The sequence below is a fragment of the Amycolatopsis sp. WGS_07 genome (genome assembly GCF_045278895.1).
Taxonomy (GTDB): Bacteria; Actinomycetota; Actinomycetes; order Mycobacteriales; family Pseudonocardiaceae; genus Amycolatopsis.
In genome coordinates this window covers 5292233-5309278 of the sequence record NZ_CP136053.1, presented here as the reverse complement: position 1 = coordinate 5309278, position 17046 = coordinate 5292233, and the positions used below count along the sequence as shown (strand labels likewise).

At 70.8% G+C, this 17046-nt stretch carries 16 protein-coding genes; 7 read left to right on the top strand and 9 right to left on the bottom strand.

Going from position 1 to position 17046, the window contains the following annotated elements; translation table 11 throughout:
* The first annotated feature begins 698 nt into the window (after positions 1–698).
* Together RPX00_RS25135 and RPX00_RS25130 are read left to right on the top strand one after the other, a co-directional pair.
* Positions 699–1223 (top strand): YbaK/EbsC family protein, encoded by a 525-nt coding sequence (locus tag RPX00_RS25135; RefSeq protein ID WP_406629007.1) that lies wholly within the window; start codon positions 699–701, stop codon positions 1221–1223.
* On the top strand, positions 1220–1792 hold the full coding sequence (locus tag RPX00_RS25130) for a GNAT family N-acetyltransferase (protein WP_406629005.1): 573 nt from the start codon (positions 1220–1222) through the stop codon (positions 1790–1792). Before RPX00_RS25135 ends, RPX00_RS25130 begins: the two co-directional genes overlap by 4 nt.
* Before the next feature lie 90 nt (positions 1793–1882).
* Here RPX00_RS25130 and RPX00_RS25125 read toward each other — a convergent pair whose 3' ends face one another.
* The 5 genes from RPX00_RS25125 to metF all read right to left on the bottom strand — a co-directional run bounded on the left by RPX00_RS25125 (position 1883) and on the right by metF (position 7210).
* A complete protein-coding gene (locus tag RPX00_RS25125; protein WP_406629002.1) occupies positions 1883–2872 on the bottom strand; it encodes a DUF3558 family protein in 990 nt (329 codons plus the stop codon).
* A gap of 75 nt (positions 2873–2947) precedes the next feature.
* Positions 2948–3844, bottom strand: a complete 897-nt coding sequence (locus tag RPX00_RS25120; RefSeq protein ID WP_406629000.1) for a DMT family transporter — start codon at positions 3842–3844, stop codon at positions 2948–2950.
* A gap of 213 nt (positions 3845–4057) precedes the next feature.
* Entirely contained in the window at positions 4058–4549 is a 492-nt protein-coding gene (locus tag RPX00_RS25115; RefSeq protein ID WP_406628998.1) for a GNAT family N-acetyltransferase, read from the bottom strand.
* Positions 4550–4603: 54 nt separating this feature from the next.
* On the bottom strand, positions 4604–6283 hold the full coding sequence (locus RPX00_RS25110) for a DUF885 domain-containing protein (RefSeq protein WP_406628996.1): 1680 nt from the start codon (positions 6281–6283) through the stop codon (positions 4604–4606).
* A gap of 42 nt (positions 6284–6325) precedes the next feature.
* On the bottom strand, positions 6326–7210 hold the full coding sequence (gene metF / locus RPX00_RS25105) for a methylenetetrahydrofolate reductase [NAD(P)H] (protein WP_406628994.1): 885 nt from the start codon (positions 7208–7210) through the stop codon (positions 6326–6328).
* 102 nt (positions 7211–7312) lie between these two features.
* Here metF and merB point away from each other — a divergent pair, with 102 nt between their 5' ends.
* From merB to RPX00_RS25085, 4 genes are all read left to right on the top strand, one after another.
* Positions 7313–7957 (top strand): organomercurial lyase, encoded by a 645-nt coding sequence (gene merB, locus RPX00_RS25100; protein WP_406628992.1) that lies wholly within the window; start codon positions 7313–7315, stop codon positions 7955–7957.
* 71 nt (positions 7958–8028) lie between these two features.
* Complete coding sequence (locus RPX00_RS25095) at positions 8029–9120, top strand: polyprenyl synthetase family protein (protein ID WP_406628990.1); 1092 nt, start codon at positions 8029–8031, stop codon at positions 9118–9120.
* Positions 9120–10595 carry a phytoene desaturase family protein gene (gene crtI, locus RPX00_RS25090; RefSeq protein WP_406628989.1) on the top strand — a complete coding sequence of 492 codons (1476 nt, stop codon included), beginning with the start codon at positions 9120–9122 and terminating at the stop codon, positions 10593–10595. Before RPX00_RS25095 ends, crtI begins: the two co-directional genes overlap by 1 nt.
* Positions 10592–11500, top strand: coding sequence for a phytoene/squalene synthase family protein (locus RPX00_RS25085; protein ID WP_406628987.1), 909 nt, complete (start codon positions 10592–10594; stop codon positions 11498–11500). The genes crtI and RPX00_RS25085 overlap by 4 nt, the downstream gene beginning before the upstream one ends.
* Here the strand turns inward: RPX00_RS25085 and RPX00_RS25080 are convergent.
* On the bottom strand, positions 11497–12045 hold the full coding sequence (locus RPX00_RS25080; RefSeq protein ID WP_406628985.1) for a CGNR zinc finger domain-containing protein: 549 nt from the start codon (positions 12043–12045) through the stop codon (positions 11497–11499). The genes RPX00_RS25085 and RPX00_RS25080 overlap by 4 nt on opposite strands.
* Before the next feature lie 22 nt (positions 12046–12067).
* On the opposite strand from RPX00_RS25080, the gene RPX00_RS25075 reads away from it, so the two are divergent.
* Positions 12068–13219 carry an MFS transporter gene (locus RPX00_RS25075; protein WP_406628983.1) on the top strand — a complete coding sequence of 384 codons (1152 nt, stop codon included), beginning with the start codon at positions 12068–12070 and terminating at the stop codon, positions 13217–13219.
* Here RPX00_RS25075 and RPX00_RS25070 read toward each other — a convergent pair.
* The 3 genes from RPX00_RS25070 to RPX00_RS25060 form a co-directional block, all read right to left on the bottom strand.
* The gene (locus tag RPX00_RS25070; protein ID WP_406628981.1) at positions 13197–14327 is read right to left on the bottom strand and encodes a S8 family serine peptidase; all 1131 of its coding nucleotides are present in this window, start codon (positions 14325–14327) and stop codon (positions 13197–13199) included. The two genes, RPX00_RS25075 and RPX00_RS25070, sit on opposite strands and share 23 nt — an antisense overlap.
* Entirely contained in the window at positions 14324–16498 is a 2175-nt protein-coding gene (locus RPX00_RS25065; RefSeq protein ID WP_406628979.1) for a hypothetical protein, read from the bottom strand. Before RPX00_RS25065 ends, RPX00_RS25070 begins: the two co-directional genes overlap by 4 nt.
* Before the next feature lie 175 nt (positions 16499–16673).
* Positions 16674–17042: an Rv2175c family DNA-binding protein gene (locus tag RPX00_RS25060; protein ID WP_406628978.1), complete on the bottom strand. Its 369-nt coding sequence runs from the start codon at positions 17040–17042 to the stop codon at positions 16674–16676.
* Between the last annotated feature and the right edge of the window lie 4 nt (positions 17043–17046).

Genomic DNA, 17046 nt, shown 5'->3' with positions numbered 1-17046 from the left:
CCGTCACGGAAGCCGAGACCGGCGCGGGACCGGCCACGGGACCGCGCTCCACCGCCGAAGCCGAGACCGATGCAGGACTGGCCATGGGACCGCGCTCCACCGCCGAAGCCGAGACCGGCGCGGGACTGGCCATGCGGTCGCGCTCCGCCGCGGAGGGCAGGGCGGGTGCGGGACTGGTCGCTGGCGTAGGCGTGGCGACGGAGTTGCCTTCCCCGGCTGGCCACAAGCCCGGGCTGTGTGCCGCGGCTGCGAGCTGGCCGGAACCGGCCGCCGAAGCAGACCGAGCAGAAGCAGAGGCAGCCGCCCGAGCGGCGGAGTCCTCCGAAGCCGTCCGCCGGACAACGCCCGCGGACTCGCCCGACGATGCGGCAGGACGAGCGGACCCGACCGGCTCGCCGAGGGTCAGTTGTTCGCCCGCCGGGCCGGGGCGGTCCGTGGCGGGGCGTCCCTCGGAAGCGCGGTCCGCGGGGGACACGGCCGAGACGGACATGGCGACCCTCCTCCTGCTCGGGCGGGTCCGGCCGGGGGCCCGAGGTGCTTCCCCCACCCCGGGACCGGCCGGTGCTCTCCCACCGGGTATCGAACGTCTGTTCGATCTGTTTCCAGAGTAGCCGCGCCGACGAGTCCGCTCAACCCCGCCGGTGGAATCCGGGCACGTGGTGCGGGACACGGCCGCACCGGCGTGGTCTCATAACCGGGTGAGCACCCACGACCATCCCGCTGTCGCCAAGGTCACCGCCGCACTGAGCGAGGCCGGGCAGCACGCCGCCGCTGACGGAGTGCGGGTGCTGCCCGCCGAGGTGCGCACTGCCGCGCAGGCCGCGGAGGCGCTGGGCGTACCGGTCGGCGCTATCGCCAACAGCCTGGTCTTTCGGGCGCGCACTGCCGACGGGGCCGAGGTCGCGTTGCTCGCGCTCACGTCGGGGGCGCATCGGGCGCGGGAGGATCGGCTGGCTGAACTCGCGGGTGTTGCCGAGGTCGGCAAGGCGGACGCGGCGTTCGTTCGGGTGCACACTGGGCAGCCGATCGGGGGTGTCGCGCCGGTGGGGCATCCGGCGAAGCTGGTCACGCTCGTGGACACCGCCTTGCGTGGGTACCCGGAGGTCTGGGCCGCGGCGGGGCACCCGAAATCGGTCTTTCCGACGACGTTTGAAGCGCTCGTCACGCTCACCGGGGGCACCCCTGGCGATCTCGCGGGAGAAGGGGAGGATGGTCGACTGTGACCGCGATGTCCTCCGGATGCTCCCGCTACGTGCAGCTCTCCGCCGACGAGTTCCGGGCCCGGCTGCCGGAAGCGCTGGCGATCTACGTCAACGCCATGCGCTACCCCGAGGGCACGGCTGAGCAGCGCGCGCCGATGTGGCTCACGCACGCGTTGCGCGAGGGCTGGCGCTGCATGGCCGCCCTCGACGACAACGGGGTGCTGCTCGGCGTCGCGTACGGGTACAAGGGCCGCGCTGGGCAGTGGTGGCACGAGCAGGTCCGGCACGGGCTCATCCGGCGCTCCGGGAACGAGGAAGCCGAGCGCTGGCTGGCGGACTACTTCGAACTCACCGAGATCCACGTGCGCCCGGAGAACCAGGGCAAGCAGATCGGCGAGGACCTGCTGCGCCGGCTGCTCGACGGCGTTCCCAGCGCGAACGTCCTGCTCTCCACCCCCGAGGGCACGAGCCGGGCGTGGAAGCTGTACCGGCGCATGGGATTCGTCGACGTCCTGCGCGACTACCAGTTCACCGGCGACCCGCGGCCGTTCGCGATCTTGGGACGGGCACTGCCGCTCGACGAACAATAAAAACGGCCACGCGCCCGGTACGAGACCAGGCGCGCGGCGCGCTCACCTCCGCGAAACACGGCCCCCAAAGGCCCGCGCAACCGCGAACTGTCAGGCGTGTCCCAGCGACGGGGCCACCGTCTTGGCCACGGCGACCGCCTTCGTACACGCGGTGCCGGTGTCGAGACTGGCGGGCTCGCCGCTGAACTGCACGGAGACGATCTCGCCGTACCCGTGCGCCTCGTCCTCCTTCGGGGTCTCGACCTTGCGCCAGGTCGCGTCGCAGCTGACCACGCTGCTGTCCTCGTCCTTCTTCTGGATGGCCGTGACGCCGCTGCCGAGGTCAGCGGGCTGGCCGTCCTCGGCGTCGGCGGGCAGGCCCTGGTACAGGCGCACCGACACCTGCGGGTAGTGGGTGTCGTCGCCGGACCAGAAGTCGCATTCGTGCAGGCTCTTGGGCTCCACAAAGGACTTCTGCCCCAGCGCGGTCTCCACCGCCTGCTTGCTCGCCACCGTGCACGGGTCGGTCGTCAGCACGGAACCGGGCACCTGCTTGTACTGCGGCGGAGTGCCGTGCAGGGCCTGCACGACCTTGGTCAGCGCCGTGCGGCCCGGCGCGCACGCGTCGCCCGGGGACTTGGTCTGGAACGTGATCCCCAGCGACTGCTCGAACGACGTCACGACCGAGACCCAGCACGACCCCGGCTTGTCGTTGTCGACGACCAGCGGAAGTCCTTCGAGTTTCTCGACCGGGTCCTCCGACATGATCAGCTGGTCGCCGACGCGCAGCACCAGCTCGACTTTCTTGCCGCCGGCGTCCTTGACGTCGACGCTGCACTCGCCCCATTCGGAGGAGGAAAGGCTCTCCTGGTCCGGAGTGCCGACGCCGCCGAGGGTCTTGCTGTCCAGCAGCGCGCACGGATCCACGGTCCGCAGGGCCGCGGCTTGCACCGCGGGGTCGGTGATCTGGGGTTTCGCGGCGGCGGCGGGAGAGGCGGCGGAGTCCGCGCCCGAGCCGCCGCCGCAGCTGGCGAGGAGGGCCAGCAAAGCCACTCCGGCCATCAGCGCTGACGCCCGGAATGTTCCGTTCTTGGTGATCATGAGCGGCACCGTAGCCGAGTCCTTCACCCGTTCGTGGCGAAATCCCCAAAAACGCGGACAGTCCGTGAAAGACGATCATCGGGGTTCGGGACGCCAGTAGCCGACCGCGAGCGCCGCGACCAGCAGCACCGCGCCGGACCACGCGGACACGCTCAGCCGTTCGTGCAGGAAAACGACGGAAAGCACGGTCGCCGTAAGCGGTTCCAGCAGTGCGGACAACGCACCCAGCACCGGGTGCGCGCCGCCGAGGCCGCGGAAGTACGCGGCGTACGCGATGGCGGTCGGGACTGCGCCGAAGTACACGGCCAGCAGCAGCACGTCGACGCGGGCGGGCAAGCCCATGCCGAGCCACAGCGCGACCGGTGTCAGCAGCAAACCGCCGGTCAGACAGCCGAATGCCGTGGTAGCCAACGGGTCGAGGCCGTCGACCGGTTTCGCCGTGACGAGCGTGAGCACGGCGAAACCGGTCGCCGCGAGCAGCGCGAAGCCGAGGCCGCCGATCAGCCGCGCGGGTGACGTCGCGGTCTCTGGCGACCAGCGCAACAGCACCAGCCCCGCGACGGCGCCGCCGACGGACACCAGCGTCCACAGCCGGGGCGCGCGCCGGTGCCGCACCGCGGAAAACACCGTGAGCACAACGGGTGCGGCACCGATCGTGGTCATCGTCGCCGTGCTGACCGAACTGAGCGTGACGGAGGCGAAGTAGCTGGCCTGGAAGAGGGCGAAGAGACCGCCGATGAGGAGGAGGCGTCGCCAGTTTTGCTTGGTGGGGAGGCGAAGTCCGCCGGCGAGGGCGACACAGATCGCGCTCGCGGCACCGCCGAGGAGCAGCCGGTAGGTGGCGACGGCCAGCGGGTGCAGACCGGCTTGCTGGCCGAGAAGCGAACCGGACAGGCCGCCGGTTCCCCAGAGCACACCGGCGACGACGAGGGCGGCCGACGAGCGGGCGCGCGAAGGTACGGAAACAGACATGCGGAAGTGGGCTCCTGCGTCGAAGGAATCGGAGATCGACGACGCGGGGCAGTGTGCGCGAGCCGGTTCACGGCAGCACCCAGCGGCCGCGGGCCCGGTTCCGGGCGCACGCGGCGAAAACTACCCCGCTCAGGCGCGCGGGGGTGGGGTGACGAGGAAGATCCGGTGCACGGGCGGGAGCCTAACCAGAAGACGAAGGGACGGACAACGGGTTTATCGCCTGCGACACCAGCGGATCTCGCCGTCCTGCTGTTCGTCCGTCGGGGTGAGCCCGATCGCGGCGGCGACCGCGGCGGAGGCCCGGTTTTCCGGGTGGACGTGCGCGATGATCGCGTCGATCGGCTGCTGGAACAGCCAGCCGGCCAGTCCCTGTGCGGCTTCGGTGGCGAAACCCCGGCCCTGCCACGGAGTTCCCACCATCCAGGCGACTTCGGCGACCGAACCGCGGACCGTCGCCTGGACGGTGCCGACCAGGCCGGACCCGCGTGGCCGGAGCACCCAATTCAGCCAGGACACCGCCGGATCGGGTGAGCCCGCGGTCATCCGCTGATAGCGCGAGCGCAGGGCTTCCGGAGTGTCCGGGGTGCCGCCGATGTACGTATGCAGCGCCGGATCCGACAGCACCGCCGCCATCTCCTCGGCATGGGAGACGGACAGCGGAACCAGGTCCAGCCGGGCGGTTTCGATGAGCTGCGCGGTCACCATGAGAGAACGACACCCGGGCCGGCGCCGAAGGGACACCGGCCCGGGAAAGCAGTCTCAGTCCAGCTGCGCCAGCTGTTCGCGCAGCGTGTCCAGCCCCATGCCGCCCATGCGCAGCGCCTTGGTGTGGAACTGCTTGATGTCGAACGCCGACCCCTGCCGGGCCCGGGCGTCGTCGCGCGCGGCCAGCCACAGGCGTTCGCCGAGCTTGTACGAGGGGGCCTGGCCCGGCCAGCCGAGGTAGCGGTCGATCTCGTCGCGGATGTGCGCCTGGTCGGTGATCGTGCGGGTCAGCATGAACTCCAGGCCGAGGTCCGGCGTCCACCGCGCACCCTCGTGGAATCCGGTGCCCGCCGGGATTTCCAGTTCGAGGTGCATGCCGAGGTCGACCACGACGCGGGCGGCGCGGAACAGCTGCTCGGACAGCATGCCGAGCAGGTTGCCGTCGTCCGAGAGGTAGCCCAGTTCCTCCATCAGGCGTTCCGCGTACAGCGCCCAGCCTTCGCCGTGCGCCGAGATGAACGTCATCAGCCGCTGGTACTTCGTGAGCGTCTCGGCCTGGTTGACCGCCGTCGCGATCTGCAGGTGGTGGCCGGGAACGCCCTCGTGGTAGACCGTCGAGACCTCGCGCCACGTCGTGAATTCGTTGCGGTCGGCGGGAAGCGACCACCACATCCGGCCGGGACGGCTGAAGTCCTCGCTCGGACCGGTGTAGTACGCGCCGACGCCGCCGCCCGGCGGGGCGATCTTGCACTCCAGCGCCATCAGCCGGTCCGGGATGTCGAAGTGCTTGCCGCGCAACGACTTCAGCGCTTCGTCGGACAGCTGCTGCATCCACGCCTCGAACTGCGGGCGGCCCTGCACGCGGTACCGCGGGTCGGCGTCGAGCGCGGCGGCGGCCTCGGCGGGCGTCGAGCCGGGCTTGATGCGGTTCGCGACCGCGCGCATTTCCGTTTCGAGGCGGGAGAATTCGTGCCAGCCCCATTCGTAGGCCTCGCGCAGGTCCAGCTCCGCGCCGATGAAGTAGCGCGACCACAGCCGGTAGACGTCCTCGCCGACGGCGTCCTTCACCGGGGCCTTCGGGGCCAGCTCGGCGCGCAAGAAGCCGGCGAACTCCGCGAACGCCTCGTCCGCGGCCCGCGCGCCCGCGGCCAGTTCGGCCTTCAGCGAATCCACGCCCGCGCCGTCGACCAGGCTCGCGAAGAAGCCGGGGCCGTCCTTGAGCCCGGCCCACGTGTCGCACTGCTCGGCGACCTTGGACACCTGCCGCAGCGCCGAAACCCGGCCCTTGTCGGCCGAGGCCAGCAGCGACGCGCGGAGCCCGGCCAGCGCCTCGGGCACCTTCGGCAGCCGGGCCGCGACGTTCGCCCAGTCGTCCGGCGTGTCGGTCGGCATCAGGTCGAAGACCATGCGCAGGCTCTGCACCGGGCTTTCGATCACGTTGAGCGCGGCCGCGTCGAGACCCGCGTCGTGGATCTCCAGCTCGAGCCCGATCCGCTCGGCGAACACGGCCTTCGCGACCCGCTCCCCCGCGTCCGCCGGTTCCGCGGCGGTCACCGCGGCCAGCGCGCGCCGGGCCAGGTCCGCGCGGGCGTCGTGGCCCGCGGGCGAATAGTCGGTGAGCTGGTCGTCGTAGCCCGCGACGCCGAGCATGGTGGCCGCGACCGGGTCCACGGCCACGTAATCGTCGACGTACCGGTCGCAGATCTCCGGAACGCTCTGTTCGGTGGAAGCCATGTCCGGCACGCTACCGGCCGGACCCGCCCCGAGCCCACGGAGTTAAGCGCGGGCGGGCACCAACCCGAGCCGAGTGACGACCTCGCGGGTCGCCTTGGACCGGTTGAAGGTGTAGAAGTGCAGGTCGGGAACGCCTTCGGCGATCAGTTTCTCGCACAGTTCGGTGACCCAGTCGATGCCCGCCGCGCGGAAGGCCTTGGGGTCGTCCGACAGCGGTTCGAGCCGGTCCAGCAGGCGCTGCGACGCCGGGGCTCCGGACAGTTTGATCGTGGTGTGCAGCGTCCGCAGGGTGGTCAGCGGCATGATGCCGGGCAGCACGAGCGCGTCGCAGCCCGCGGCGGCGACCCGGTCGCGCAGCCGCAGGAAGTCCTCGGCCTCGAAGAACAGCTGCGCGATCGCGAAATCGGCTCCCGCGCGGAACTTGCGGACCAGGTGCTTCGTGTCCGACTCCAGGTCCGCCGAACGCGGGTGTCCGTACGGGAACGCCGAGACGCCGACGCAGAAATCGCCGAGCGAGCGGACCAGCTCGACCAGTTCTTCAGCGTAGGTGAAGCCTTCGGGGTGCGGCACCCAGTCGCCGTACACGTCGCCCGGCGGGTCGCCGCGCAGCGCGAGGATGTTGCGGACGCCGACCGCCGCGTACCAGCCGATCACGTTCCGCAGTTCGGACACCGAATGGTCGACCGCCGTCAGGTGGGCCATCGGGCAGAGCGTGGTTTCGGTGGCGACCCGGGCGATGCTGCGGATCGTGCCGTCGCGGCTCGAACCGCCCGCGCCGTAGGTGATCGACATGTACGCCGGGTCCAGCGGTTCCAGCTCGCGGATGGCCTTCCACAGGACGGCCTCGTCGGCCTCGTCGCGGGGAGGGAAGAACTCGACGGAGAACGCGGGCCCGTCCCCCCGCAGCCTTTCGATCACCGACGTCATGGAGTGAAATGGTAGTGGCTCGCTTCGACGCGCGGCAGAGCTGACAGGTGGGCTTGGCCACGCGGCGTACCGTCAGGGGCGAACCCTCCGGGGAGGCGAGCCATGAGCAGCGAAGACGATCTGGCCTGGGACGAGGACGTGCGCGTGGCCGTCTACCGCGCGTTCGCCTCCCGCGGCCGCCCGCCCACCGCGCCCGAGCTGGCGGACGCCGCGCACGGGTCGCTCGCGGTGGCGAAACAGGCGCTGCACCGGATGGCCGACCCGAGATGGCTGTGGCTGGACGAATGCGAGCACGTCGCGCTGGCCGCGCCGTTCGCGGCGGTCCCGCTCGGGTTCGCGGTGATGGGCGAGCACACCATGTGGTGGGGCGGCTGCGCCTGGGATTCGTTCGCGATCCCGCATCTGGTCTCCGGCGAGCCCGAGGTGCTGGTGGCCACGCGCTGTCCCGGCTGCGGCGAGCCGTCCGCGCTGGTCGTGCGGCGGGACCGGCCGCCGAAGGGCGCGCAGGTCGCGTACTTCCCGGCCTCGCCCGACCAGCTGGCGGGCGACCGAGGGAAGCAGCGGCTGTACTGCGGCGAGTCCTGTGTGGACAGTCCGGGCGAGCTGCTCGGGCTGGACGCGCTGTGGCATCTCGCGAAGGACTGGTACACCGGCTGCCTCGAACCCGGTTATCGGCCGCGCGGGCCCGTCGAGGCGGCGGAATACTTCGCGGCGAACGGGCGGCCTGACGCGTTCCGGAGCGGCTGAGCGCGTCTGGTGCGCCACATCCGGGGGCGCCCGGCGTGACCCCGGCCGCCCTCGTCCCGGAGGATGAGGGCATGGACTCGCCCGGATTCGACGCCGATCTCCCCGCGCACGTGGAGCGTGCGCTGGCCGATTTTCTCGGCCGGGCGGGGAGCGAGATCCTGCGCACCGAACCGAGCGTCGCGGCCGGGATCGAGGCGCTGTCCGGTTTCGTGCTGGGCGGCGGCAAGCGGATCCGGCCGACCTTCGCCTGGTGGGGCTGGCGCGGCGCGGGCGGCGCGGCGTCCGGTCCGCTCGCCGAGGGCGCGCTGCAGGCGGTCGCGAGCCTGGAGCTGATCCAGGCGTGCGCGCTGATCCACGACGACCTCATCGACTCCTCCGACTCACGGCGCGGCAAGCCGACCGTGCACGTGGCCGCCGAGAAACTGCACGCCGACCGCGGCTGGCTCGGTTCGCCGTCGGTGTTCGGGCTGGCCAGCGCGGTGCTGGTGGGCGATCTGGCGCTGGCCTGGGCCGACGACATGTTCGCCGAGGCCCCGCTGCCCGCGGCCACGATCGCCGCGGCCCGGCCGGCCTGGCGCGCGATGCGCACCGAGGTGCTCGCCGGGCAGTACCTCGACGTCCGCACGCAGGCGGTCGGCGACGCTTCGCCCGAGGCCGCGCTGCGGATCGACCGGCTCAAGACCGCCGCGTACACCGTCCAGCGGCCGTTGCACCTCGGCGCTTCGCTCGCCGGGGCGGACGAGCGGCTCATCGCCACTCTGCTGGAGTTCGGCGGCGACGTCGGCGTCGCGTTCCAGCTGCGCGACGACCTGCTCGGCGTGTTCGGCGACCCGTCGGTGACCGGCAAGCCCGCCGGCGACGACCTGCGCGAGGGCAAGCGCACCCTGCTCGTGGCGCTCGGCCTGCAGCTGGCCGACGAGCGGGGCGACCGCGCCGCGGCCAAGGCGATCGCGGACGCGATCGGGGCCGCCGACCTGACCAGCGGGACCGTGGACCAGGTGCGCGAGGCGCTGACCTCGGTCGGCGCGGTCGCCGCGGTGGAACGCCGGATCGACGAGCTGACCGCCTCCGCGAACGCCGCGCTGGACCGCGCGCACCTGGCCGAGCCCGCCCCGTCGGCACTCGCCGGGCTGATCCGGCTGGCGACCCAGCGGAACTTCTGATGCGGACGGTGAACGGGCACGCCGACCACGTGGTGGTCGTCGGCGCCGGGCTGGCCGGGCTGTCGGCGACGCTGCACCTGCTCGGCGCGGGACGGCGGGTGACGCTGCTGGAGCAGCAGAAGATGCCCGGCGGGCGGGCCGGGCAGCAGGACTTCGGCGCGAACGCGGTCGACACCGGGGCCAGCGTGCTGACCATGCCGGAGCTGGTGGACGAAGCACTGCACGCGGTCGGCGAATCGCTGGCCGGCACGGTGCCCCTGACCAGGCTCGATCCGGCGTACCGGGCTCGCTTCGCCGACGGCAGCACGCTCGCCCTGCACACCGACGGCGACGCGATGGAAGCCGAGATCCGGGCGTTCGCCGGTCCGGCCGAGGCGGACGGTTACCGGCGGCTGCGGCGGTGGCTCACCGACCTGTACGCGGCGCAGAAGGACCACTTCATCGGCGCGAACTTCGATTCGCCGCTGGATCTCGTCCGGCCCGAGTTGGTGAAGCTAGCCGCGTTAGGCGGCTTCGGCCGTCTCGGGCCGCGCGTCTCCCGCTTCTTGCGCGACGAGCGCGTACGGCGGCTTTTCTCCTTCCAAGCGCTGTACGCGGGCCTCGATCCCACGCGTGCACTTGGCGCGTACGGCGTCATCGCGTACATGGACACCGTCGGCGGCGTGTACTACCCGCGCGGCGGGATGGGCGCGATCGCGCGCGCCATGTCCGACGCTGCGACGCGCGCAGGTGCGGAGCTGCGGTTCGGTACCGAAGCTGCCTGGCTTGAGCGAGTGTCGTCCCGCGTACGCGCTGTACGCACGCGTTCGGGCGAGCGTATTGAGTGTGACGCCGTGGTGCTCGCGACAGAGCTTTCGGCGGCGTACCGGCTGATCGGTGCGCGTCCGCGGCGCGTGCTGCCGTTGAAGTACTCGCCGTCGGCCTTCGTGCTGCACGGGCACGCGGACCGTTCGTGGCCGGAACTGGACCACCACACGATCTTCTTCGGTCAGGCGTGGGAACGGACCTTCGCCGAGATCGTCCGCGAGGGCAAGCTGATGAGCGATCCGTCGCTGCTGGTCACGCGCCCGACCGCGACCGAGCCGTCGCTAGCCGGCGACGGCGGCGAGATCGTCTCCGTACTCGCTCCGGCCCCGAACCTGAACACCGGCCCGATCGACTGGGCGCGCGTCGGCCCCGCCTATCGCGAAGAACTGCTGCACACACTGGAATCGCGCGGGCTCACCGGATTCCGCGAAGAGTACATTGTGGACGAACAGCTCACTCCGGCGGACTGGGCGGCACGCGGGCTGGCCGCAGGCACGCCGTTCTCGCTCGCGCACACCTTCGGCCAGACCGGCCCGTTCCGGCCGGCGAACCTGGTGCGGGCGGCGGACAACGTGGTGCTCGCCGGCTGCGGGACCACGCCGGGCGTCGGCATTCCGCCGGTGCTGATCTCCGGACGGCTCGCCGCGGAAAGGATCACCGGACGGTGAGCGAACTCGACGCGGCCGGCATCGCCGAGCCGGCGCTGCGCGCTGCCTACGCGGAGTGCCGGCGCATCAACGCCCACCACGGCCGCACGTTTTTCCTTGCCGCCCGGCTGCTTCCGGCCCGCGCGAGACCGGCCGCGCACGCGCTGTACGGCTTCGCGCGGATGGCCGACGAACTGGTCGACAACCCCGAGCCCGGCACCGATCCGGCGGTCGCGCTGGACAAGGTCGCCGGGCTCGTCGACGAGGTCTACGACGGCGGCGTCCCGGCCGATCCGGTGCTGGCCGCGCTCGCGGACACCGTGCGCCGCTACGACATCCGCCGCGATCTGGTGGACGCGTTCCTGCATTCCATGCGGATGGACCTAACAATCACGGAATACGCGACGTACGCGGATCTCGCCGAGTACATCTACGGTTCGGCGTGCGTGATCGGGCTGCAGATGCTGCCGGTGTTCGGGACCGTCGTGCCCCGCGAGGAAGCTTCGCCGAGTGCGGCGGCGTTGGGGGAAGCGTTCCAGCTGACCAATTTCCTGCGCGACGTCGGCGAGGACCTCGACCGCGGGCGGTTGTATCTGCCGACGGAGGAGCTGGCGGCGTTCGGAGTGGACCGCGCGAGGCTGATCGACGCGCGGCGGCAGGACCGGGCAGACCCACGGATCCGGGCGGCGTTCGCGGTAGCGGTTTCGCGGACGCGCGCGGTGTATCGGCGGGCGGAGGCGGGGATTTCGTTGCTGCGGCCGGAATCCCGGGCTTGTGTGCGGACGGCGATCACGTTGTACGAGGGCATTCTGGACGAGATCGAGGCGATGGACTACGCCGTGCTGAACCGGCGCGCGGTCGTCGGCAAGCGACGGCGGCTCGCGGTCGCGCTGCCGGGACTGATCGCAGGCTTGGCCAGACGTTAACCCTGCCGAGCCCGGTGGGCGGCGACGCGTTCCCTTGTCGCGCAACGGGAAGAGCAGTAGCGGCGCGGGCTTCCGCCGCCGAGATGCGCGAAGGGTTTTCCGCACGACGGTGACGCGCACAGGCCGCCGGGGGCGCTCTGGCGGTCGGCCACCAAGGTCGCCAAGGCCAGTGCGGAGGACGTGACCAGCCAGGCACCCCACGGGCCGTCGTCGGAGGAGTCGACGTGGAGGTGCCAGCCGAAGTTGGCGTCGTGTGCGGTCAGCCGCGGGGGTCCGGCGTAGGCGGCGAACAGCGCGTTCAACACCTCGGCGGCCGAAGCGGCGTCTGGTGCGGCGAAGACCTCTCGCAGCTCCAGCGCGGCGGCGCGCAGTTCGGCCACCTCGTGCGCGGAGAGCTGGATCCGCGGTTCTCCGTATTCGACCAGCACGTCGGCTACCGAATCCGGCGAAGGATCCGCCACCAGCAGCACATCCAGCAGCGCTACGGCACGGCGTACGGCGTCCCGAGCGGAGCGTCCGGCGAAATCCGGCTGCGTTCCAGGCATAAGCCACTGTAACATCTCGACAGTGACAAGCCGTTACAAGTTCGCGGCATACCTCACCGGGGCGGCGGCCGCGCGCACTGGTGACGAGCTGTCCAGTCCGGCAGTACTGCTGCTCGGCGTGGGTGCTTCGGGGGCGGTCGCGGGGTCGACGCTGCTGGCCGGGCTCACCGTCTCGGCGGCGGTCGGCGGGCCGTTGCTGGGCGCGGTCCTGGACCGGTCACGCGCGCCGGGCCGGGTCCTCGCGATGGGGCTGATCGGGTACGCGACCGGGCTGGCCGCGATCACCGCGGCCTTCGGGGAGGTGCCGTTTGCGCTGGTCGTGGGGATCGCGGTGGTGACCGGCCTGCTGGCACCGGCGATCGGCGGCGGATGGACGGCGCAGGTGCCCGCGCTCGTCCCGGCGGAGAAGCTCGGCCGGGCGAGCATGCTCGACGCGATGACGTTCACCGTCGCCGCGCTGGTCGGGCCGGGGCTCGCGGGAGTGCTGGCCGCGACTGCCGGGGCGCCGGTCGCGATGATCGTCGCTGGGGTGCTGGCGCTGGTCGCGGTGCCGTTCGCGTGGCGGCTGCCCGGAAACGGCGAACAGCGGCGGCCGCGATTCCGGGAGGCGGCGATGGTGCTGGTGCGCAATCCCGCCCTGCGGCAATCGACCGCGACCTCGACGTTGTCGTGCGTCGGGATCGGGATGGCGTTTGTGTGTTATCCGCTGATCGGCGAACAACGGCTGGGCAGCGCGGGATACGGGACGTTGTTGCTGATCGGGTTGTCGGTCGCGTCGTTGCTCGCGAACACTGTCCTTTCGCGACAGTCGTATTCGCCGGATCGCGTCGTGCAATTGAGCACTGTCGCTATTGGAATCGGACTGGCGGGTGCGGCGGTAGCGCCGAATGCCGTGCTGCTGGTGGCCGCGGTGGCGCTCACCGGAATCGGCGAAGGGCCGCAACTGGCGTCGTTGTTCGCGGTTCGGCATCGGGAAGCGCCGCCGGAAATGCGGGCGCAGGTGTTCACTACCGCGGCGAGCATCAAGATCGCCGGAATAGCGCTGGGAAACGCGGTGGCCGGGCCGTTGGCCGCCTGCTCCCCCGCCGCCGGGCTGGCCGCGGCGGCGGGGACGCAGGTGGTCGCGGCTGTCGCGCATCCGTTGTGGACGGTCAGAAAGCAGCGAGTCCGTTAGGGGTTCCGTTGCCGGTCGGGCCGTCGTAGCCCGGGACGCCGGTGCAGAGGTAATCGCCCCCGCATTCCTCGTATTGGACGTTGTCTCCGCGGACGATGTCGTTGAGCTGACCGGCCTGTGCGTAGAGCCGGGAAGCGTCCGGATACTGGTCGTGGTGTCCGGCCAACGCGATCACTCCGGCGACGAACGGGGCCGACGCGCTCGTGCCGCCGGTGAGAATCCAGCCGGTCGCGACCGTCGTTTCGTAAACCGCGAGCCCAGTAACGGGATCAGCGACGGCGGAAACATCGGCGACCGTCCGGCCGGGACAGTTCGGATCCTTCTGCCACGCCGGTTTCGCCACCCACGCCGAACATCCGCTCGACGCGCCCTTCCACACCGACTCAGTCCAGCCGCGTGCGTTGTCCGCTTTGGACAGTGACGTGCCGCCGACCGCGATGACGCTTGAGTACACCGCGGGAAAACTCGGCGCGGCGAATCCGCTGTCACCGCTCGACGCGACGATCGCGACGCCGGGATGCCGGTAATGCGCGGCGAAATCGTTGGACTGACGGCTTTCTGTCGCACCGTAGCTGTTCGACACGACAGTCGCGCCGAGCTTCACCGCGGTGTCCACCGACACGGCCAGCGCCTCGAAGGACGCGTCGTCTCCCTCCACCAGCAAGAGTTTGCACTGGGAGCAGGCCGCGGAGGCCATGTCCAGGTCCAGTGCGGTCTCCACCGGCCAGCTGCCCTGCCGCGGCGGGAGCGGAGCGGGATCGCCGTGCTGGTTGACTTTGCGGAAGCAGCCGTTCGCCGTGGTGCACGGCGGAAGGCCGTAGGTTTGTCGATATACCGCGAGGTCGGCTTCGGCGGTCGGGGCGTCGCCCGCGTCGACGATGGCGATCGTCTCGCCCGCGCCGCCGGTATCTGGCAGCCGGTAGGCGGAACGCAGGTCCGCCGGGCCGTATCCGGCGGCCCGGAGCCCGTGCCGACTGTCCACTTTGGCGTAACAGCGGGCGAATCCGGGCGCGGCGGGCCCGCAGACGTCCCGGGGCGCGGCGGAAGCCACGGACGGGACGAGCGCGGCGAGAACAATCAGCACAGCCAGGAAACCGAGGCGTCTCATCGCTGACCGTCCTTTCCGACGGTGTAGGCGTTGCTGATCGTTTGCGTGATCGCGTTGCCCGCCGAATCCTGCGCGGTCACCTTCAGCGACGGTGCGGTCCCGGCCGGCGGATTCCGCCAGATCGCCACGTATTCGCCGTACCACCCGAAAACCTGGGCGGGCTGCCAGGTCGCTCCATTGTCGACGGACACCGAGACCGTCGCCGAGGTGATCGGCGCATCCGACCCGGGGATGCCGTATGCGGCGTGGCCGACGTGCAATTCGAGCACCTGCACTGGCGACGACGACGTCGTGGAGAGGTCGGAATCCAGCTGATAGTCCACAGTCAGCGCGCCGAGGATCCGGCACGGTTGCGCGGGATCATTGGTCACGCAGCTGTGCGGAGACGGCAACATGGGGCCGGCGGCCGGGTCGTACCGCAGGGTCAGTTCAGTCCGCAGCTTTCCGGCTTGGCTGACGCCGGGCACCGCGGTCCGGTCGACGTCCAGCACGCCGCGCAAGGTGGCTGGCGTCTTCGGCAGGTCGAGGGACGCGCCGTAGGCATCGTCCTGGTCGAAGATCCGCTGCTCGTCGCGGTACAGGGAGAAATGGATCCGCGGCAGGTGCAGCAACGGGATCGCGGAATGGTCCGGCTCGCTGTCCCGCAGGAACGGGATGGCGACCGAAACCAGGCCGCCGGAATGGCAGACCTCGCACAGCCTGCCCCGTTTCCACTGCCCGAGCCCGGCGGTCAGCGGGCCGCGGGACCAGTCGACCGTGGTGGTGCTGCCCGGCCGGTACGTGCGCGGATCGGCCGTCATGAGCGTGTACGACGAGCCCTTTTGCTCGTACTGCACCCATTCCTTCGTGTGCGTGGTGCCGAGGTAGTCGGTCAGCACGCCCGGGGCGGGGATGAAGAAGCCGCTCGCGCCGAGGCCGTGCCGTTCGATCACCGGGTCCACCGGACCGCTGTCGATCGCGACCGGCATCTTGTCGGCCGGATCGGCGTACATCCGGTCCCGTACCGTCGCGAGTTCACTGTCCTTAGTGGAAAACGACTGGTTCTCAGAGACGCCCTCGCTGGCGAACGAAAGATCGACGCGATACCGGTCCTCGGCCTTCGGCGCTTTGCCGCCCCATTGCACGACGTAGTGCAGCAAGCCCTGAGCCGGTTTCGGAACCGGCCGCACATACTGTTTGATCGTGCTGCCCGAAATGCCGACGGCGAACCCGCGGCCGGCCGGGTCCTCGCGGTAGAAGTTGGTGGTGAGCAGGTCCTGCTTGGCCGACTTCGGCGCGGCCACCTTGACCTCGGCGGTCGCGTACTTCTCCTCCACGGTCAGGGTCTGCACGCCCGGCGAATCGCCGACGACGAACCCCTCGACCCACGAGGTCCGCGCGGCGACTGTGTTGCCGGTGCTGTCGAAGTCGGAGAAGGTCGCGGACGCCGCGTAATGCCCCTCGGGAACCGCGACCCGGGCGACGCCGTCGACCTCGACCTGGCGCAGCAGCTTGGCCGCGTTGTCGGTGTTGATCAGCGACACGATGCCGTTGACCGCGCGGCCCTGCAGGTCGGCGAGCCGGAGTTCGAGAATCTTCATCGGATAGCGCGGCTGCGGCTCGCGGGGCGTGCCGGCCAGCCGGATCGTCGCGGGCAACGCGCTGCTCCCCGCCGGACGCCCGGCAGCCGCGTCGGCGGCGATGCGCCGGTGCAGGTCAGCCGTGAATTCCGCCGGGGAATCGAGATAGCCGGTCGCGGTGTTCCCGGCGGACGAGGCGAGCGTGATGCCGGGCAGCGCCGACGGCGTCGCGCCGGCGGGGAAAGTCAGGTCCAGGGGCGTTTTGCCGGATTGTGCCCGGGCGAGCGCGGTGACGTCGAACAACGATTTGTCCAGCTGCCCGAGAAAGGGAACAGCCTCGCTCGGAATGACGAAACGGTCGCCGCCGTCGGCTTGATACGACTGAAACGCGGTGCGCGGCGGCGAAGAAAAAGCGTAATTCGTACTGCCGTTCGGGCCAGGGAAAACCGTGAGCCGGTCTCCCGTCATCAATGTTACTTCGCGGGCTTGCGGCGGCGATTCCGCGAATGGCGCGCCCGCGGCGGCAGCGGGCGGCCCCAGCAACGCGGAACCGCCCAGCATCAGCGCCGCCGGCGCGACCAGGCGGCGTCTTCCGGAAATCCGTCCTCTCATGCCCGATGCTCCTCTCCAGCATGCGGCCGAGCAGGATTTTCAGGACGGTTCGGAGGATGGACTGAACCAATTGACCCGTCAACGAGAAACGGGGTTTCTGTCCGGGACGCCCATTGTTGTCAGCCCGTCCGGAGCAATGCGGGAAAGGCCGGAAGGGCTAAGAACGAGGGAACGCCTAGAACGCCATCGCCTGCGCGCGCCGCTTCACCTCGGTGCCGTGGCTGGTGCGCAGGGCGTTGATCGGGGTGCTGCCCGGGAGCGTGTCGTCGGCGGTGAAGAGCCAGCGCAGCATCTCGGTGCGGCTGAACCCGGAGTCGGCGAGCACGGTGATGGTGCCGCCGAGGCCCTTGACGATGCCGTCCTTCACGAAGAAGTCGCCGGGCACGCAGAGTTCGCCGTCGCGCCGGACCGCGATCAGCTCGCCGTCCCGCAGCATCTGGCGCACCTTGTTGGCCGAGACGCCCAAGGCGGCCGCCACCTCCGGCAACGGCTTGACCGCGACCGCGGCATCGAGGACGTCGTCGGCGACAGGAATCCCACTCACGCGT

Excerpts from the sequence above, each read along its gene's own strand:
- RPX00_RS25095 (WP_406628990.1), top strand. The coding sequence starts at position 8,029 with ATGGACTCGCCCGGATTCGACGCCGATCTCCCCGCGCACGTGGAGCGT.
- RPX00_RS25110 (WP_406628996.1), bottom strand. The coding sequence starts at position 6,283 with ATGGCTTCCACCGAACAGAGCGTTCCGGAGATCTGCGACCGGTACGTC.
- RPX00_RS25080 (WP_406628985.1), bottom strand. The coding sequence starts at position 12,045 with ATGCCTGGAACGCAGCCGGATTTCGCCGGACGCTCCGCTCGGGACGCC.
- RPX00_RS25115 (WP_406628998.1), bottom strand. The coding sequence starts at position 4,549 with ATGGTGACCGCGCAGCTCATCGAAACCGCCCGGCTGGACCTGGTTCCG.
- crtI (WP_406628989.1), top strand. The coding sequence starts at position 9,120 with ATGCGGACGGTGAACGGGCACGCCGACCACGTGGTGGTCGTCGGCGCC.
- RPX00_RS25065 (WP_406628979.1), bottom strand. The coding sequence starts at position 16,498 with ATGAGAGGACGGATTTCCGGAAGACGCCGCCTGGTCGCGCCGGCGGCG.
- RPX00_RS25125 (WP_406629002.1), bottom strand. The coding sequence starts at position 2,872 with ATGATCACCAAGAACGGAACATTCCGGGCGTCAGCGCTGATGGCCGGA.
- RPX00_RS25070 (WP_406628981.1), bottom strand. The coding sequence starts at position 14,327 with ATGAGACGCCTCGGTTTCCTGGCTGTGCTGATTGTTCTCGCCGCGCTC.
- merB (WP_406628992.1), top strand. The coding sequence starts at position 7,313 with ATGAGCAGCGAAGACGATCTGGCCTGGGACGAGGACGTGCGCGTGGCC.
- RPX00_RS25120 (WP_406629000.1), bottom strand. The coding sequence starts at position 3,844 with ATGTCTGTTTCCGTACCTTCGCGCGCCCGCTCGTCGGCCGCCCTCGTC.
- metF (WP_406628994.1), bottom strand. The coding sequence starts at position 7,210 with ATGACGTCGGTGATCGAAAGGCTGCGGGGGGACGGGCCCGCGTTCTCC.